Here is a 14,196-nt window from a genome sequence, read left to right on the forward strand (position 1 = left end):
CACCGACGGTTCGACACGCACGTGCTCCCCTGAGGGTAACGGGACTCCTGGGACTGGTGCGACGGCCAATGGCGGTATCAGTCCACCTCGTGGCCGCGTCCCAGCTCCACCGAACGGTCGCGCGCCGCCTCGATCGCGGCGAGCATCGCCGCGCGCACGCCGTGCTTCTCCAGCTCCCGGATGGCCATGATGGTGGTGCCGGCGGGGGACGTGACGGCCTCCCGGAGGATGACCGGGTGCTGGTCGCCCTCGTTCAGCATGGTGGCCGCGCCGACCGCGGACTGGATGATCAGCCGACCGGCCAGGTCGCGCGGGATGCCGAGCAGGATGCCCGCGTCGATCATGGCTTCGACCAGGTAGAAGAAGTAGGCGGGGCCGGAGCCGGACAGCGCGGTGACGGCGTCCTGCTGGCTCTCCGGCACGCGGGCGACCTGGCCGACGGTGCTCAGCAGCTCCTCGACCAGGTCCATGTGCTCGTCGGTGGCGTGCGCGCCCGCCGAGATGGCGCTCATGGCCTGGCCGACCAGCATCGGGGTGTTCGGCATGACCCGGACGACGGGCGTGTGGTCGGGCAGCCGGCGCTCGAACAGCGACGTCGGCAGGCCCGCGCACAGCGACACCACGAGCGTGCCCGGCTTGAGCACGGGGGCCAGCTCGTCCAGCAGCGGTTCGATGTCCTGGGGCTTGACCGCGACCACGAGCACGTCGGCGCGCTGCGCGGCGCCGGGCACGTCGAGGCCCTCCACCCCGTAGCGCTCGGTCAGCGCGGCGGCCCGGTCCGGGTGCTTCTCGGTGAACAGCAAATCGTCGGCCCGGCGGCCGCCCTGCAGCAACCCGGAGAGCAGGGCTTCACCGATCTTGCCAGCCCCCAGCACGGCGATGGTCGTCATGGCCCAAGCCTGCCACGCCCGCGTGTCCTACCTCCGGAACACCCGTGTCCTACCTCCGGAACGCGTGAGTCCTACGTTCAGGTCGCGTGAGTCCTACGTTCAGGACACCTGAGTTCAACGCTCAGGTCGCCGGCGTCAGCGCCAACTGCCGCGCCTGGCACACCAGTCGCCCGGTGGAGTCGATCACCACGGCGTCCTCGTCGAACCACTGCCCGTGCACCGCGCTGCACGACACCCGCACGCGCAGCCACCCCGGCGCGGGGTTCGCCCGCAGCAACGCCGTGAGCTGCACGGTCGGCGACCACCCGAACCGGCCCAGGTTGAACGTCACGGGCATCGACACGTCCCCCGCGACCAGCGCGAAGAACGGGTCCGGCCGCTCCGCCAACGGCCGCGCCCACAGCCGCAGCACGAGCGGGTCGCCCACCCGGCCGTTCAGGAACCCCGCGCCCTCCCGGTCCAACCGCACGTCGCACACCGCGCCGAGCTTGTACACGCCGTCGGACCCGAGGGACGCCAGGTCGATCGCGTCCGGGGGCGGCGCGGCGGGCATCTCCGGCAGGTCGGCGTAGTCCGGCGCGGCCGCGGGCATCCGCCCGACCGTCACCACCGCCTCCACGCAGCCGCGCCCGCGCTGCTCCACCGTGGACGTCACCACGGTCGCCGTCCGCCCGGCCTTGCGCACCTGCGTCCGCACCAGCACCGGGCCCACCTCCGGGGCGCGCAGGAACTGGGCGCTCACCGCCAGCGGGGCGAGGTCGTCCAGGCCCGGCACCGCGGTCCGCGCGCTGTCCACCGCCGCCCGCGCGGCCAGGGCCAGCAGGAACCCGCCGTGCGGTTTGGGCCCGATCGTCCACGCGGCGGGCAGGGACGCGGTGTACGTGCCGTCACCCAGGGGGCGGACGGAGCTGGCTACCGAGAAGGACACAGGGCTCCTCACGAACGGCTGACGAGCGAGCGCAGGAAGAACGCTACGTTGGCCGGTCGCTCGGCGAGCCGCCGCATCAGGTACCCGTACCACTGCTCGCCGTACGGCACGTACACGCGCACCACGTGCCCCTCCGCGGCGAGGTGCCGCTGCGCGGCGGGGCGGACGCCGTGGAGCAGCTGGAACTCGAAGTCGTCGAGCGACCGGCCGTACCAGCGGGCGCGTTCGGAGACGATCTCGATCAGGCGCGGGTCGTGGGTGGCGAACATCGGGTAGCCGGAGCCGGCCAGCAGCACGTTGGCGCAGCGCACGTAGTTCAGGTCGACCTGGTGCCGGTCGGGGAAGGCCACCGACGGCGGTTCGGCGTACGCGCCCTTGCACAGCCGCACCCGCGTGCCGGCGAGTTCGCGCACGTCGTCCAGGGTGCGGCGCAGGTACGCCTGGAGCACCGCGCCGGTCGACGGCCAGTGGCGGCGCAGCTCGGCGAGCACCCGCAGGGTGGCGTCGGTGGTGGTGTGGTCCTCCATGTCGAGCGTGACCGTGGTGCCCGCCTGCTCGGCGGCGGCGCAGACGCGGGAGGCGTTGTCCAGCGCGAGCGTCTCGCCCAGGCCGAGGCCGACGGCGGACAGCTTCACGCTGACCTCGGCGTCCGCGGCGAGGCCCACGTCGTGGAGCCGGTCGAGCAGCTCCAGGTAGGCGCGCACGGTCCGTTCGGCGGTGTCGTGGTCGGTGGTGTGCTCGCCGAGGTGGTCGAGGGTGACGCGCAGGCCGTCGCCGATCAGCCGGCCGGCCGCGCCGATCGCGTCGGCGGTCGTCTCGCCCGCCACGAACCGGCGCACCACGTCACGGCTCACCGGCGCGGTCGCGACGACCCGGCGCACCGCGTCGTTGCCCGCGGCGGCGAGGATCAACGTGCGCAACGGGTTCACGATCAAGACCCTAACCGCTGACCGGCGCGGGAGCGGCCGCGAGTTCACGGGTCGGGTGACCTGAGCGTTGAACTCGGGGGTCCCGAACGTAGGACTCACGCGTTCTGAACGTAGGACACGCGCGTTTTGGAGGGAGGGACGCGGGGGTCAGAGGTGGAGGCGGGCGAAGAGGAGGGACTCCGCGAGGAGTTCCGTGCGCTCGGCGGCGGTGCGGGCGCGTCGGGTGTTGACCTCCAGCACGACCTGGCCGGTGAAGCCGGTGCGGGTCAGGTGGCCCAGCAGCTCGGCGCACGGCTGGGTGCCCCGGCCCGGCACCAGGTGCTCGTCCTTCGGCAACCCGGAACCGTCGGCCAGGTGCACGTGGGTCAGCCCCTCGCCCATCCGCTTGGCCAGCTCCATCGCGTCCACGTGCGCGGCGGACGCGTGCGACAGGTCCAGCGTGTAGTTGCGGTGCCCGACGTCGGTCGGGTCGATCGACGGCCGGAACGCCGTGACCTGCACCGATCGCCCCCGGCCCAGCGGTCGGCGCACGGGGAACATGTTCTCCACCGCGATGGCCACGCCGCTCTCGTCCTCCAACGACGCCACCAGCTCGGCGAACCCGTCCGCGTACCGCCGCTGCCACACGAACGGCGGGTGCAGCACCACCGTGCGCGCGCCCAGCTCGCCCGCCGCGCGCACGCTGCGCCGCAACCGCTCGACCGGGTCCGGCGACCACACCCGCTGGCTGATCAGCAGGCACGGCGCGTGCACGGCCAGCACCGGCACGCCGTAGCGCTGCGAGAGCCGCCGCACCGCGTTCACGTCCTGGCTCACCGGGTCGGCCCACACCATCAGCTCGACGCCGTCGTAGCCCAGCTCCGCCGCCGCCTCGAACGCCGCGCCGGCGGGTTGCGGCCACACGGCCGCGGTGGACAGCCCGACCGGGGTCAAGACTTCACCAGGAGCATGGCCGCCGGCGAGACCGTCACGATCAACCCGACGAGCACGGCCAGGACGGTGGTCTGGAGGTCGTCCGCGCGGCGGATCTTGCGGACCATCATCACCAGGCCGACGGTCACCGCCAGCGCCACCACCAGCGCGGCGGGCGCGGCGGTGCGCCACAGGAAGTTGAAGCCGAGCCACAGCGCCGCGCCGCCGATGACGCCGACGGCGAGCTGGCCGATCATGACCAGCCACTCCTTGCCCGCCGAGCGGTCGGCCGGCGCCTCGGCCTCCTCCTCGTCGTCGAGGTCGGCCAGGCCGGCGGGTTCCTCGTCGTCCAGGTCGCGGCGCTGGTAGTCGCGCCGCGGGTAGTCGTCGTCCTCGTCTTCCTCGTCGAGGTCGACGTACGGGTGGAAGGCGGTGCTCTCCTGCTCGACCACCGCGTCGTCGGGCTCGTCGTCGCCGAACCAGTCCTCGGCGGTCTGGTCGGGCAGCGGGTCCGGCAGCCGCGGCGGCGCGGGCGGCACGATCAGCACCGACTCGGTCGGCAACGACTCCAGCGGCACGTTCGGCGTCAGCTTGTCGGTGATGCGCGGCATCACCTCGGTCACCGGTTCCCGCACCGGGGGCGTGGCCGGCGTCACGGGCCGCACGATCTTCGTCCGCGGCGGCTCGGGCTTGACCGGCGGCGGCGCCGGCGGACCGGGCCGGGGCGGTTCGCCCTGGAAGTCGGCCACGATCGGCGGCACGACCCGGGTCTCCTCGGCCGCGTTGACCTCGGGCGCGCGTCTGCGGCCGGTTTCGGGCTTCTTCGGCGGCTCCAGCCGCGACGCGGGCGGCTCCAGCCGCGACAGGTCGGGCCGGGAGAGGTCCGACCGCGACAGCGGCTCGGCCCGCGCGGCGGGCGGCTCCGGCCGGGACGGCGGCGCGGGCGGCGGCGCGACCGGCGGCTGGTAGGTCGTGCGCTCGGGGTCGGCGGCGCGCTGCCGCTGGGGCAGCGGCGCGGCGGGCGGCTCCGGCTCGTCGCGGAGCGCGCGCAACCGACCGCTGTCGGAGTTGACCCGGTCGATGATGGCCTGCGGAGCGGTGTCCGACGCGGCCTCCTCGGCGCGGCGCCGTCGCCGACGCGGCGTCACCTCGCCGGAGCCCCCGCCGTACTGGGCGAGCAACTCCGCGACGGTGCGCTGGGTCTGCTCCGACTCGCTCTCTCGACTCATCAACTCCACCGTGCCCCGTGGCGGCCAGTCCGTCCAGTGTCACCCGTCCGGCGGGTGCGGTCCGGCGGGGTGTCCAGGTCCGAGCCATTAGTGTGGTCCAGCCGACGCAGGATGACACCTTCCCGCAGCGCCCAGGGGCAAATCTCCAGCTCGACCAGTGACAGGGCTCGCATCGTGGCCTCCGCCACCAACGCGCCCGCCACGAGCTGGTGGGCGCGGCTCGCGCTCACCCCTTCCAGCTCGGCGAGGTCGGCCGCGGACATCCGGGAGATGAACGCGATGAGCTGCCGCAGGCCCGAGTCGGTGAGCACGCGCCGCGCCCGCGGACCGGCCGACGACGGCGCCGCGCCGGTCAGCCGGGCGAGCGTGCGGAACGTCTTCGACGTCGCGACCACACGATCGGGAGCACCCGTTCGGAGGATCTTCTTCGCCACCGGCGACAGCTGCTCGGTCAGCCACTCGGTGGTCTCGCGCACCTCGGCCCGGGTCGGCGGGTCGTGCCGGAACCGGGTCCGGGTCAGCCGGCCCGCGCCCAGCGGCACCGAGAAAGCCCCCTCGGGCTCCTCGTCCACGCCGATCGCGAGCTCCAGCGACCCGCCGCCGATGTCCAGGCACAGCAGCCGGCCCGCCGACCAGCCGTACCAGCGGCGCACCGCGAGGAACGTGTACCGCGCCTCGTCCTCGCCGCTCAGCACCTGGAGGTCCACGCCGGTCTCGGCGCGCACCCGGTCCAGCACCTCGGCCGAGTTGCCCGCCTCGCGCACCGCGGACGTGGCGAACGCCATCAGGTCCTCGCAGCCCAGCCGCTCCGCCGCCGCCTTGGCCGCGGCGACGGAGCGCACCAGCCGGTCGGCGCCCGCGCGGCCGAGCATCCCGGAGCCGTCGAGCTGCTCCGCGAGGCGCAGCACCGACTTCTCCGAACTCATCGGCGTCGGGTGGGCACCCCGATGAGCGTCCACCACCAAGAGGTGGACGGTGTTGGACCCGACATCAAGCACCCCGAGGCGCACGCGGTGCACCGTACCTGGTCGGGATGATCAGGATTCGAACTTGTATCCCAGTCCGCGCACGGTGACCAGGTGGCGCGGGGCCGCCGGGTCGGGCTCGATCTTCGACCGCAGGCGCTTGACGTGCACGTCCAGGGTTTTGGTGTCCCCGACGTAATCCGCGCCCCACACCCGGTCGATGAGCTGGCCGCGGGTCAGCACCCGGCCGACGTTGCGCAGCAGGTACTCTAGGAGGTCGAACTCCTTGAGCGGGAGGCTCACCTCCGCGCCGTCCACGGTCACCACGTGCCGCTCGACGTCCATCCGCACCGGCCCCGCCTCCAGGACCTGCGGCAGCAGCTCCTCGGACTCGCCGCCGCGGCGCAGCACGGCGCGGATGCGGGCGATCAGCTCGCGCGCCGAGTACGGCTTGGTGACGTAGTCGTCCGCGCCCAGCTCCAGCCCGACGACCTTGTCGATCTCGCTGTCCCGCGCCGTCACCATGATCACCGGCACGGCCGACCGGGCGCGGAGCTGCTTGCACACGTCGGTGCCGCTCATGCCGGGCAGCATGAGGTCGAGCAGCACGATGTCCGCGCCGTTGCGGTCGAACTCCTCCAGCGCCTCCTGGCCGTTGGCCGCGAGCGCCGCGGTGAAGCCCTCCTTGCGCAACAGGAAAGCGAGCGGATCCGAGAAGGACTCCTCGTCCTCCACGATGAGCACCCTGGTCACAGCTCTCCTCCGTGGTTGCCGCCCGCGCCGCTCGGCACGGGGCTCGCCAGCTCCTGCGTGGACAGGCCCTTCGTCGGCTCGTCCTGGTCGGGGTGGGCCGGGATGCGCAGCGTGAAGGTGGAGCCGGTGCCCGGCAGGCTCCACAGCTTCACCTCGCCGCCGTGGTTGTTCGCGACGTGCTTGACGATCGCCAGGCCGAGGCCGGTGCCGCCGGTGGCGCGCGACCGGGCCTTGTCGACCCGGTAGAAGCGCTCGAACACGCGGGTCTGCTGGTCCTCGGCGATCCCGATGCCGCGGTCGGTCACGGCGATCTCGACGAACCCGTCCACGAGCTTGCGGCTGACCGACACCGGGCTGCCCGGCGGCGAGTACGCGACCGCGTTCTCCAGCAGGTTGCTCAACGCGGTGACCAGCAGCGTCCGGTCGCCCTCGACCTCCAGGCCGCTCGGCTCGTCGGTGGTGATCGCGATGCCCGCGGACTCGGCCGACAGCCGCGACCGGCTCAGCGCCTCGTCGACGACCACGTCGACCTCGACCCGGCTCAGCTCGGGCAGCTTCTCCGCGCCCTGCAACCGCGACAGCGCGATCAGCTCGGTGACCAGCGTGCCGAGCCGGGTCGCCTCCTGCATGATCTTGGCGCTGAACCGGCGGACCTCGTCCTGGTCGTCCGCGGCGTCGAGCACCGCCTCGGCCAGCAGCGCGAGCGCGCCGACCGGCGTCTTCAGCTCGTGGCTCACGTTGGCGACGAAGTCGCGCCGGGTCGCCTCCAGCCGCACGGACTCCGACTCGTCCGAGGCGTCCACCACGACGAAGTCCCCGGTGAGCACCTTGACCGTGGCGTGCACCGCCTGCGGCTGGCGGCCCTTGATGACCTCCAGCGACGACAGGTCCACCGCGATGACGCCGCCGTCGCGGCGGGCCATCTCGGCGGCGCGCCTGGCGCGGTCGTCCACCCGGTTGTTGCGCACCACGCCCAGCTCCTCGGCGCGGGCGTTGTGCAGCACGACGTCGCCGAAGCCGTTGAGCACGGCGATGCCGTCGGGCGAGGAGTGGACGACCTTGGCCATGAGGTCGGCGACGGTCAGGCCGCGCGGTCGCTGGTCGCGGGCGCGGGCCGTGGACCGGCCGGCGAGAAAGGCGCCGCCGCCGATCAGCAGAGCGCCGATCGACAGGACGAGGTAACCCGTTGCGGTCACGAGCGCATCGTAAGCAGGTCAAGGCGGGTGCGGCCTAGTGTCGGAGCCCGCTTCGTGACTCCCGCGACACCGTCCGGGACCGATGTTTTCCCGCGAGACGACCTGCGTTCACCCAATCGTGTCCAATTGAGTCAGGTCGTGTTCGGACAGGTGCAGCCGGGCGGACGCCAGGTTCTCCTCCAGGTGACGAGTGGAGGACGTGCCGGGGATCAGGAGCACGTTCGGCGCCCGGTGCAGCAGCCAGGCGAGGGCGACCTGGCGCTCGGTCGAGCCGTGCCGGGCGGCGACCTCGGCCAGCGTGTCGTGTTGCAACGGCGTGAAGCCGCCCAGCGGGAAGAACGGCACGTAGGCGATGCCCTCGGCGGTGGTGCGGTCGAGCAGCTTGTCGTCACCGCGCTCGGTGACGTTGTAGAGGTTCTGCACGCACACCACCGGCGCGATCGCCCGCGCCTGGTCGAGGTGGTGCGCGGCGACGTTGCTCAGCCCGAGGTCGCGGATCAGGCCCTGCTCGCGCAGCTCGGCGAGCACGGTGAACGGCTCCTCGACCGACTCGGGGTCCTGCTCGCCGCCGACGCGCAGGTTGACCACGTCCAGCCGCTCCAGGCCGAGCCGGCGCAGGTTGTCGTGCACGGCGTCGCGCAGCTCCCGCGGTTCCCGCGCGGGGACCCAGTCGCCGGTCCCGGTCCGCCGGTAGCCGACCTTGGTGACGATCGTCAGGTGCTCCGGGTAGGGGTGCAGGGCGGCCTTGATCAGCTCGTTCACGACGTGCGGGCCGTAGAAGTCGCTGGTGTCGATGTGGTCGACGCCCAGCTCGACGGCGCGGCGCAGCACCGCCTTGGCGTTCTCGGGGTCGGCGGGCGGGCCGAAGACACCGGGACCGGCGAGCTGCATGGCGCCGTAACCGACGCGGTTGAGGTTCAGCACGGGTTCCACGATCGCCCTCGGCGATCACGGCCGCCGGGATTGGCAGCTTGCTGCCATGCTCGTGGTGTGGAGACGGTGACCGTGGTGCGGGGCGAGGCCGAGTTGTTCGAGCGGACGGCCCACTTGTTCGCGGCGACCACGACCGAGCTGCTGTGCGCGGCGAACGCGCTGCGCACGTGGATGAGCGCCCATCCGCGCGCCGACGTCATGGCGCACCCGCCGGGGCTGCGGATCCGCAAGCTGTTCCGGCTGAGCACCATGCTCGACCCGACGTGGGCCGACCACGCGCGGCACATGGCCGAGCACGGCGCGGACGTGCGGGTCGCCAACCACGACGTGAACGAGACGATCGTGCTGGACGGCCGGGTGGCGATCCTGGCGGGCGACGAGTCGCACGGCCCGCGCAGCTACAGCGTGATCACCCGGCCGGAGCTGGTGCACGGCATCACGTCGCTGTTCGAGGCGGCGTGGCGGGCGGGCACCCCGCTGGCCCTGCACGAGGCGGACATGGCCGAGCTGCGCCTGGCCGCGCCGGGCGTGCTGGACGCGTTGAACCGGGGCTGGACGGACGAGACGGCGGCACGCGCGCTGGGTGTGTCCCTGCGCACGTACCGCCGTCGCGTGGCGGAGCTGATGACCGCGCTCGGCGCGTCGTCCCGGTTCCAGGCCGGGGCGCGCGCCCGCGAGCTGGGCCTGGTCTAGCGGCCCTGGTTGGCCACGGCCTTGATCGCGTCGGCCGCCGCGTCCGGGTCGAGGTACTCGCCGCCCGGCTTGAGCGGCTTCAGCTCGTCGTCCAGGTCGTAGCGCAGCGGGATGCCGGTGGGGATGTTCAGGCCGGCGATCGCCTCGTCGGAGATGCCGTCGAGGTGCTTGACCAGGGCGCGCAGCGAGTTGCCGTGCGCGGCGACCAGCACCGTCCGGCCCGTGCGCAGGTCCGGCACGATGGCGGACTCCCAGTACGGGATCATCCGCTTGACCACGTCCAGCAGGCACTCGGTGAGCGGCAGCTCGGGGCCGAGGTCGGCGTAGCGCGGGTCGCTGTCCTGGCTGAACTCGGTGCCGGGCTCGATCGGCGGCGGCGGGGTGTCGTAGGAGCGGCGCCAGAGCATGAACTGCTCCTCGCCGAACTGCTCCAGCGTCTGCTTCTTGTTCTTGCCCTGCAACGCGCCGTAGTGGCGCTCGTTGAGCCGCCAGTCCCGGCGGACCGGGATCCAGTGCCGGTCGGCCGCGTCGAGGGCGAGGTTGGCGGTGCCGATGGCCCGCCGCAGCAGCGACGTGTGCACGACCTCGGGCAGCACGCCCGCTTCGCGCAGCAGCACGCCGCCCCGCTTGGCCTCCTCCACCCCCTTCTCCGAGAGGGGGACGTCCACCCAGCCGGTGAACAGGTTCTCCGCGTTCCAGACGCTCTCGCCGTGGCGGAGCAGCACCAGGGTTCCGACAGCCATGGGCGTCAGCCTGCCAGATGGGTCGGGCGGGCTCACGCCCGTGGTAGGTGTGATCTTGATCGGTGCAGCCCGACGGGCCGGGCCGGGCCACGCGCGGGCCCGACCCGACGCCCGATCAGCCGCCGAGGCCCCCGAGCGCCCCACCACCGAGGCCGCCCCCGAGGCCGCCGAGGGCACCGCCGCCCAGCCCGTTGCCGAGGCCCGAGGTGGTCTGCCCCAGCACCGCGCCGAGCGCGGTCTGCACGGCGGTCAGCGGGCTGGTGCGCGGGACGTTGTCCATCGCCGACGCGTTGGCGGCCGGCGAGGCGAGCAGGATGACGGCGGTGGCGCCGGCCGCGACGGCCAGCTTCCCGAGGATGCGCATGCGTGTGCTCTCCGATGTCCGGTGTCGATGTGCACCCGACATGGTTGTGGAGCGTGACGGGTCCGGCTCGCCCAGTAGCCGTGAACAACACCATCGGGTGGTCGCCCACCTCCCCGTGACGGGACCCTCGACAGCGGTACCGCCGCCGGGTCCGCTCCGCCGGACGCGCCGGCCTCGCGATGTGCGCGGAGCGCCTTCGGTGTCATGCGGTTCGGGCTGCGTGCGTACGCGACTCCTCAGCCGCCCTCGCCTGTCCGGTCACTGTCGCGGACCGGCACGAGATGACCCCATACCCCGTCCCGCTCCGCCAGGGCTGATTCCCGTGGTGGATCAGGATCGACCACGGAGAATCCGTCAGGCCAGTTCCTGTTCGGCGCTGGAACCACGTCGAGCCGAACCCGCACGCTGTCGAGTTCGACCCCCTTGCCGAACGTCGCCCCGTCGAACCAAACGTCTTTCCCGAAGATCACCCGGTCGAAGCCGGCGGCCTCCTCGAATTTGACCCCGCCGAATACCACGTCGTCTTCAAACGTCGCTCCGTCGAACCAGGCGTTCCCCTGGAACACCACCCCGTCGAAGCCGGTGGACCCGTTGAACGTCACCCCGTCGAACCAGGCGACCTTCCCGAACCTCACCCCACCGAACCAAGCAGCGTTCCCGAACACCGCCCGGCCGAACACGGCCGCCTTCTCGAACGCAACCCCGTCGAACACGGCGTCCTTCCTGAACGTAGCCCCGTGGAACACCGCGTCCGCCTTGAACGTCGCCCTCTGGAAGACAGCGGTGTCACCGAACGTCGCCCCGCGGAATTCCGCGTCCCCTTCGAACGTCGCCTCGCTGAACCGAGCCACCCGGACGTGGCAACCTCCGAGGTCGAATGCGGTGAGCGTCGCACCGGCGAGGTCGAGATCGATGTCTTCCCAGAAGGTTCTCGCCGGCCGATCGGCATCGTCTCCCGGGTGGAGGTGCTTCGTGATGATGCGTTGCGCGGTGAGTCGTACCTCGCGCTCCTGCATGCGGCCCTCGTTCTCGGCGCGATCCACGATCGGCCCCGCCTGCTCGCCGGTCGCCTGCTTGTCCCACTGCGGGGCAGCGATGAGGGCGTCGACTGCTGCGGACGCGGTGGACACGAGATCCGGGGCCACCGGCGGTTGGAAGGGCATCCGGAGATAGGAGCACAACACGTTGACGACGGTCTGTCGCTGGTCCGGTACGTTCTGCGCCAGCCGTTCGAGGGCGTACATCCCGCCCAGGCGCACCGGTGCCTTCTCCGAACCGAGTTGCTCCACCGCCTTGGTGTACAACTCGGTCACCCGTCGTTCGGTGGCGTCCTGCTCCTGGTGCGCTTGGTCGACGTCCTTCTGCCGCAGTGCTATCTCCGCAGCCTGCTGCCTCCGGGCCGCCAGCCACAACGCCGCCGCTCCCCCTGTGCCGACGACAATGGTCCCGGCCGTCCTGATCGCGTCCAAGCGCGCCCTGTCCGCCTCCGTGCCGTTGCCGTAAGCCAAGAGCAGCGCTGTCGCCACCCCCGCCCCGACCACTACGAGCGCCACCCCGAACCACACGATGGCCCTGGTGGAGAGGACCTTGTAGGTCGGCCGGCCCCGCTGTTCTCCCACGAGAAGAGGATCGTTGGTCGACCACGCGGTTACAACCGGGTTCGCCGAGTCGACCCGAAGGGCTCCATGCCATTCCGGCCGCATTGGTACGCGAACTCGCGCTGCCCTTCGACATCCTGGGAGACCTGCCGCGTGGCGAGCGCGTTCTGCACGAGATGACAGATGCTCAACTTCACTGCCGACGCAGTTGGCGCAGGTGAGCCATGGTTCTAGCGGCTCACCTGCGCCAATCGCTCACGCGATCAGTGAGCCTCGCGGGCGCGCAGGTCCTTGCGCAGGATCTTGCCCGACGCGGACTTCGGGATGGCTTCGATGAACTCCACCACCCGCACCTTCTTGTGCGGCGCGACCTGGGACGCCACGAACTCCATCACGCCCGACTCGTCCAGGTCGGTGCCGGGCTGGCGGACGACGAAGGCCTTCGGCACCTCCTCGCCCTCCTCGTCGCGCACGCCGACCACGGCCGCGTCGGCGATCGCCGGGTGGGTCAGCAGCACCGCCTCCAGCTCGGCCGGCGGCACCTGGTAGCCCTTGTACTTGATCAGCTCCTTGACCCGGTCCACGATGCTGACCAGGCCGTTCTCGTCGATCACGGCGACGTCGCCGGTGTGCAGCCAGCCGTCGGCGTCGAGCGTGGCGGCGGTGGCGTCGGGGTTGTTCAGGTAGCCCTTCATCACGTTCGGGCCGCGGCACCACAGCTCGCCGCGCTCGCCCACGCCGACGTCCTCGCCGGTGGCCGGGTCCACGAAGCGGCACTCCATGTTCGGCGCGATCACCCCGACCGTGCCGACGGAGATGTCGTCGCGGCCGTCCGGGATCGCGTGGCTGACCGGGCTCATCTCGGTCATCCCGTAGCCCTGGGAGACGCGGCAGCCCAACCGCTTGGCGACGGCCGCCGCGAGGTCCACGTCGAGCGGCGCGGCGCCGGAGAAGATGGTGTCGATGCCGGACAGGTCGTACTGGTCGACCAGCGGGTGCTTGGCCAGCGCCACCGCCACCGGCGGCGCGATGTAGACGCGGTCGGTGCGGTGGTCCTGGATCACCCGCAGGAACTCGGGCAGGTCGAACTTCGGCATCGTCACCACGGTCGCGCCGACGTGCAGGCCGTTGTTCATCAGCACCTGCATGCCGTAGATGTGGAAGAACGGCAGCACGGCGAGGATCTTGGTGTCCTCGCCGACCTCCAGCAGCGGCCCGCACTGGACGATGTTGGCGACCAGGTTGCGGTGCGTCAGCATCACGCCCTTGGCCCGGCCGGTGGTCCCGGAGGAGTACGGCAGCACGGCCACGTCCTCGGCCGGGTCGACCGCCACCTCGGGCACCGGGTCGGAGTTGGCCAGCAGCGACGACAGGCTCGGGTAGCCCTCGGCGGCGTCGAGCACCACCACGTCGGAGATGCCCGCCTTCTCCGCGCCGGGCGCGGCGTTGGGCAGCAGCGCGGACACCGTGAACAACATCTTCGCGCCCGCGTCCGTGAGCTGGTGCGCGACCTCGTCGGCGGTGTAGAGGGCGTTGACAGTGGTCGCCGTGGCCCCCGCCCGCAGGATGCCGTGGAACACCACCGCGTAGTACGGCGTGTTCGGGCTCAGGATGCCGACGACGTCGCCCTTGCCGATCCCCCGCGCGGCCAGCGCGGCGGCCAGGCGGTCGACCGCGCCGGCCAGTTGTCGGTAGGTCAGCGACGCGCCCGAGGTGCCATCGACCAGCGCGACCCGGTCGGCGCGGTCGCCGAGGTCGGCGAACAGCAACTCGTGCAGCGAGACGTCCGGGACCACGACATCGGGGAACGGACTGCGGAAGACCATGCGGCTGCCTCATTCATCCAGGGGGCCGGGATCCCGCCATCGTGAGTCAAGCCACATCGCGGGTCAAGGCAGTCGCTCGTCACGCTCCAGCGTTACTTAACTCGGCTAAGAACAACACGAATGGAGTAGCGCCGGCCCTTGTGGGGATCACCGGCCATCTGCCAAGTTGGCAGGGCCTCGCGGGTCGGCTCCCACGCACTCCGACGACCTGCGCGGCACACCCGCGGTTCGCATCCC

Annotated in this window: 14 protein-coding genes; 1 reads left to right on the forward strand and 13 read right to left on the reverse strand. The window is 72.0% G+C overall.

Annotated features, from left to right (window positions below):
* Positions 1–77: 77 nt before the first annotated feature.
* The 9 genes from proC to ACFXGA_RS14180 form a co-directional block, all read right to left on the reverse strand.
* Positions 78–890 carry a pyrroline-5-carboxylate reductase gene (gene proC / locus ACFXGA_RS14140; RefSeq protein WP_378087730.1) on the reverse strand — a complete coding sequence of 271 codons (813 nt, stop codon included), beginning with the start codon at positions 888–890 and terminating at the stop codon, positions 78–80.
* A 121-nt stretch (positions 891–1,011) separates the two neighbouring features.
* Positions 1,012–1,818: a thioesterase family protein gene (locus ACFXGA_RS14145; protein ID WP_378087733.1), complete on the reverse strand. Its 807-nt coding sequence runs from the start codon at positions 1,816–1,818 to the stop codon at positions 1,012–1,014.
* Between the two features lie 8 nt (positions 1,819–1,826).
* Positions 1,827–2,747, reverse strand: coding sequence for a proline dehydrogenase family protein (locus ACFXGA_RS14150; RefSeq protein ID WP_378087735.1), 921 nt, complete (start codon positions 2,745–2,747; stop codon positions 1,827–1,829).
* Between the two features lie 147 nt (positions 2,748–2,894).
* A complete protein-coding gene (locus ACFXGA_RS14155) occupies positions 2,895–3,680 on the reverse strand; it encodes a sugar phosphate isomerase/epimerase family protein (protein ID WP_378087737.1) in 786 nt (261 codons plus the stop codon).
* Entirely contained in the window at positions 3,677–4,888 is a 1,212-nt protein-coding gene (locus tag ACFXGA_RS14160; RefSeq protein ID WP_378087739.1) for a hypothetical protein, read from the reverse strand. The genes ACFXGA_RS14155 and ACFXGA_RS14160 overlap by 4 nt, the downstream gene beginning before the upstream one ends.
* Positions 4,888–5,898, reverse strand: coding sequence for a hypothetical protein (locus ACFXGA_RS14165; protein WP_378087741.1), 1,011 nt, complete (start codon positions 5,896–5,898; stop codon positions 4,888–4,890). Before ACFXGA_RS14165 ends, ACFXGA_RS14160 begins: the two co-directional genes overlap by 1 nt.
* A 27-nt stretch (positions 5,899–5,925) precedes the next feature.
* Positions 5,926–6,606 carry a response regulator gene (locus ACFXGA_RS14170; protein WP_378087742.1) on the reverse strand — a complete coding sequence of 227 codons (681 nt, stop codon included), beginning with the start codon at positions 6,604–6,606 and terminating at the stop codon, positions 5,926–5,928.
* The gene (locus ACFXGA_RS14175; RefSeq protein ID WP_378087745.1) at positions 6,603–7,802 is read right to left on the reverse strand and encodes a sensor histidine kinase; all 1,200 of its coding nucleotides are present in this window, start codon (positions 7,800–7,802) and stop codon (positions 6,603–6,605) included. The genes ACFXGA_RS14170 and ACFXGA_RS14175 overlap by 4 nt, the downstream gene beginning before the upstream one ends.
* Before the next feature lie 108 nt (positions 7,803–7,910).
* Positions 7,911–8,693 carry an oxidoreductase gene (locus ACFXGA_RS14180; RefSeq protein ID WP_378087824.1) on the reverse strand — a complete coding sequence of 261 codons (783 nt, stop codon included), beginning with the start codon at positions 8,691–8,693 and terminating at the stop codon, positions 7,911–7,913.
* A 99-nt stretch (positions 8,694–8,792) separates the two neighbouring features.
* On the opposite strand from ACFXGA_RS14180, the gene ACFXGA_RS14185 reads away from it, so the two are divergent.
* On the forward strand, positions 8,793–9,428 hold the full coding sequence (locus ACFXGA_RS14185; RefSeq protein WP_378087747.1) for a DNA-binding response regulator: 636 nt from the start codon (positions 8,793–8,795) through the stop codon (positions 9,426–9,428).
* On the opposite strand, the gene ACFXGA_RS14190 is transcribed toward ACFXGA_RS14185, so the two are convergent.
* The 4 genes from ACFXGA_RS14190 to ACFXGA_RS14205 all read right to left on the reverse strand — a co-directional run bounded on the left by ACFXGA_RS14190 (position 9,425) and on the right by ACFXGA_RS14205 (position 13,959).
* A complete protein-coding gene (locus ACFXGA_RS14190) occupies positions 9,425–10,171 on the reverse strand; it encodes a phosphoglyceromutase (protein WP_378087749.1) in 747 nt (248 codons plus the stop codon). The two genes, ACFXGA_RS14185 and ACFXGA_RS14190, sit on opposite strands and share 4 nt — an antisense overlap.
* A 115-nt stretch (positions 10,172–10,286) precedes the next feature.
* Entirely contained in the window at positions 10,287–10,535 is a 249-nt protein-coding gene (locus ACFXGA_RS14195; protein ID WP_378087751.1) for a hypothetical protein, read from the reverse strand.
* A gap of 236 nt (positions 10,536–10,771) precedes the next feature.
* The gene (locus tag ACFXGA_RS14200) at positions 10,772–12,154 is read right to left on the reverse strand and encodes a pentapeptide repeat-containing protein (RefSeq protein ID WP_378087753.1); all 1,383 of its coding nucleotides are present in this window, start codon (positions 12,152–12,154) and stop codon (positions 10,772–10,774) included.
* Positions 12,155–12,396: 242 nt separating this feature from the next.
* Positions 12,397–13,959, reverse strand: a complete 1,563-nt coding sequence (locus ACFXGA_RS14205; RefSeq protein WP_378087755.1) for a 4-coumarate--CoA ligase family protein — start codon at positions 13,957–13,959, stop codon at positions 12,397–12,399.
* Positions 13,960–14,196: the final 237 nt, after the last annotated feature.

It is taken from the genome of Actinosynnema sp. NPDC059335 (assembly GCF_042752395.1).
GTDB lineage: Bacteria > Actinomycetota > Actinomycetes > Mycobacteriales > Pseudonocardiaceae > Actinosynnema.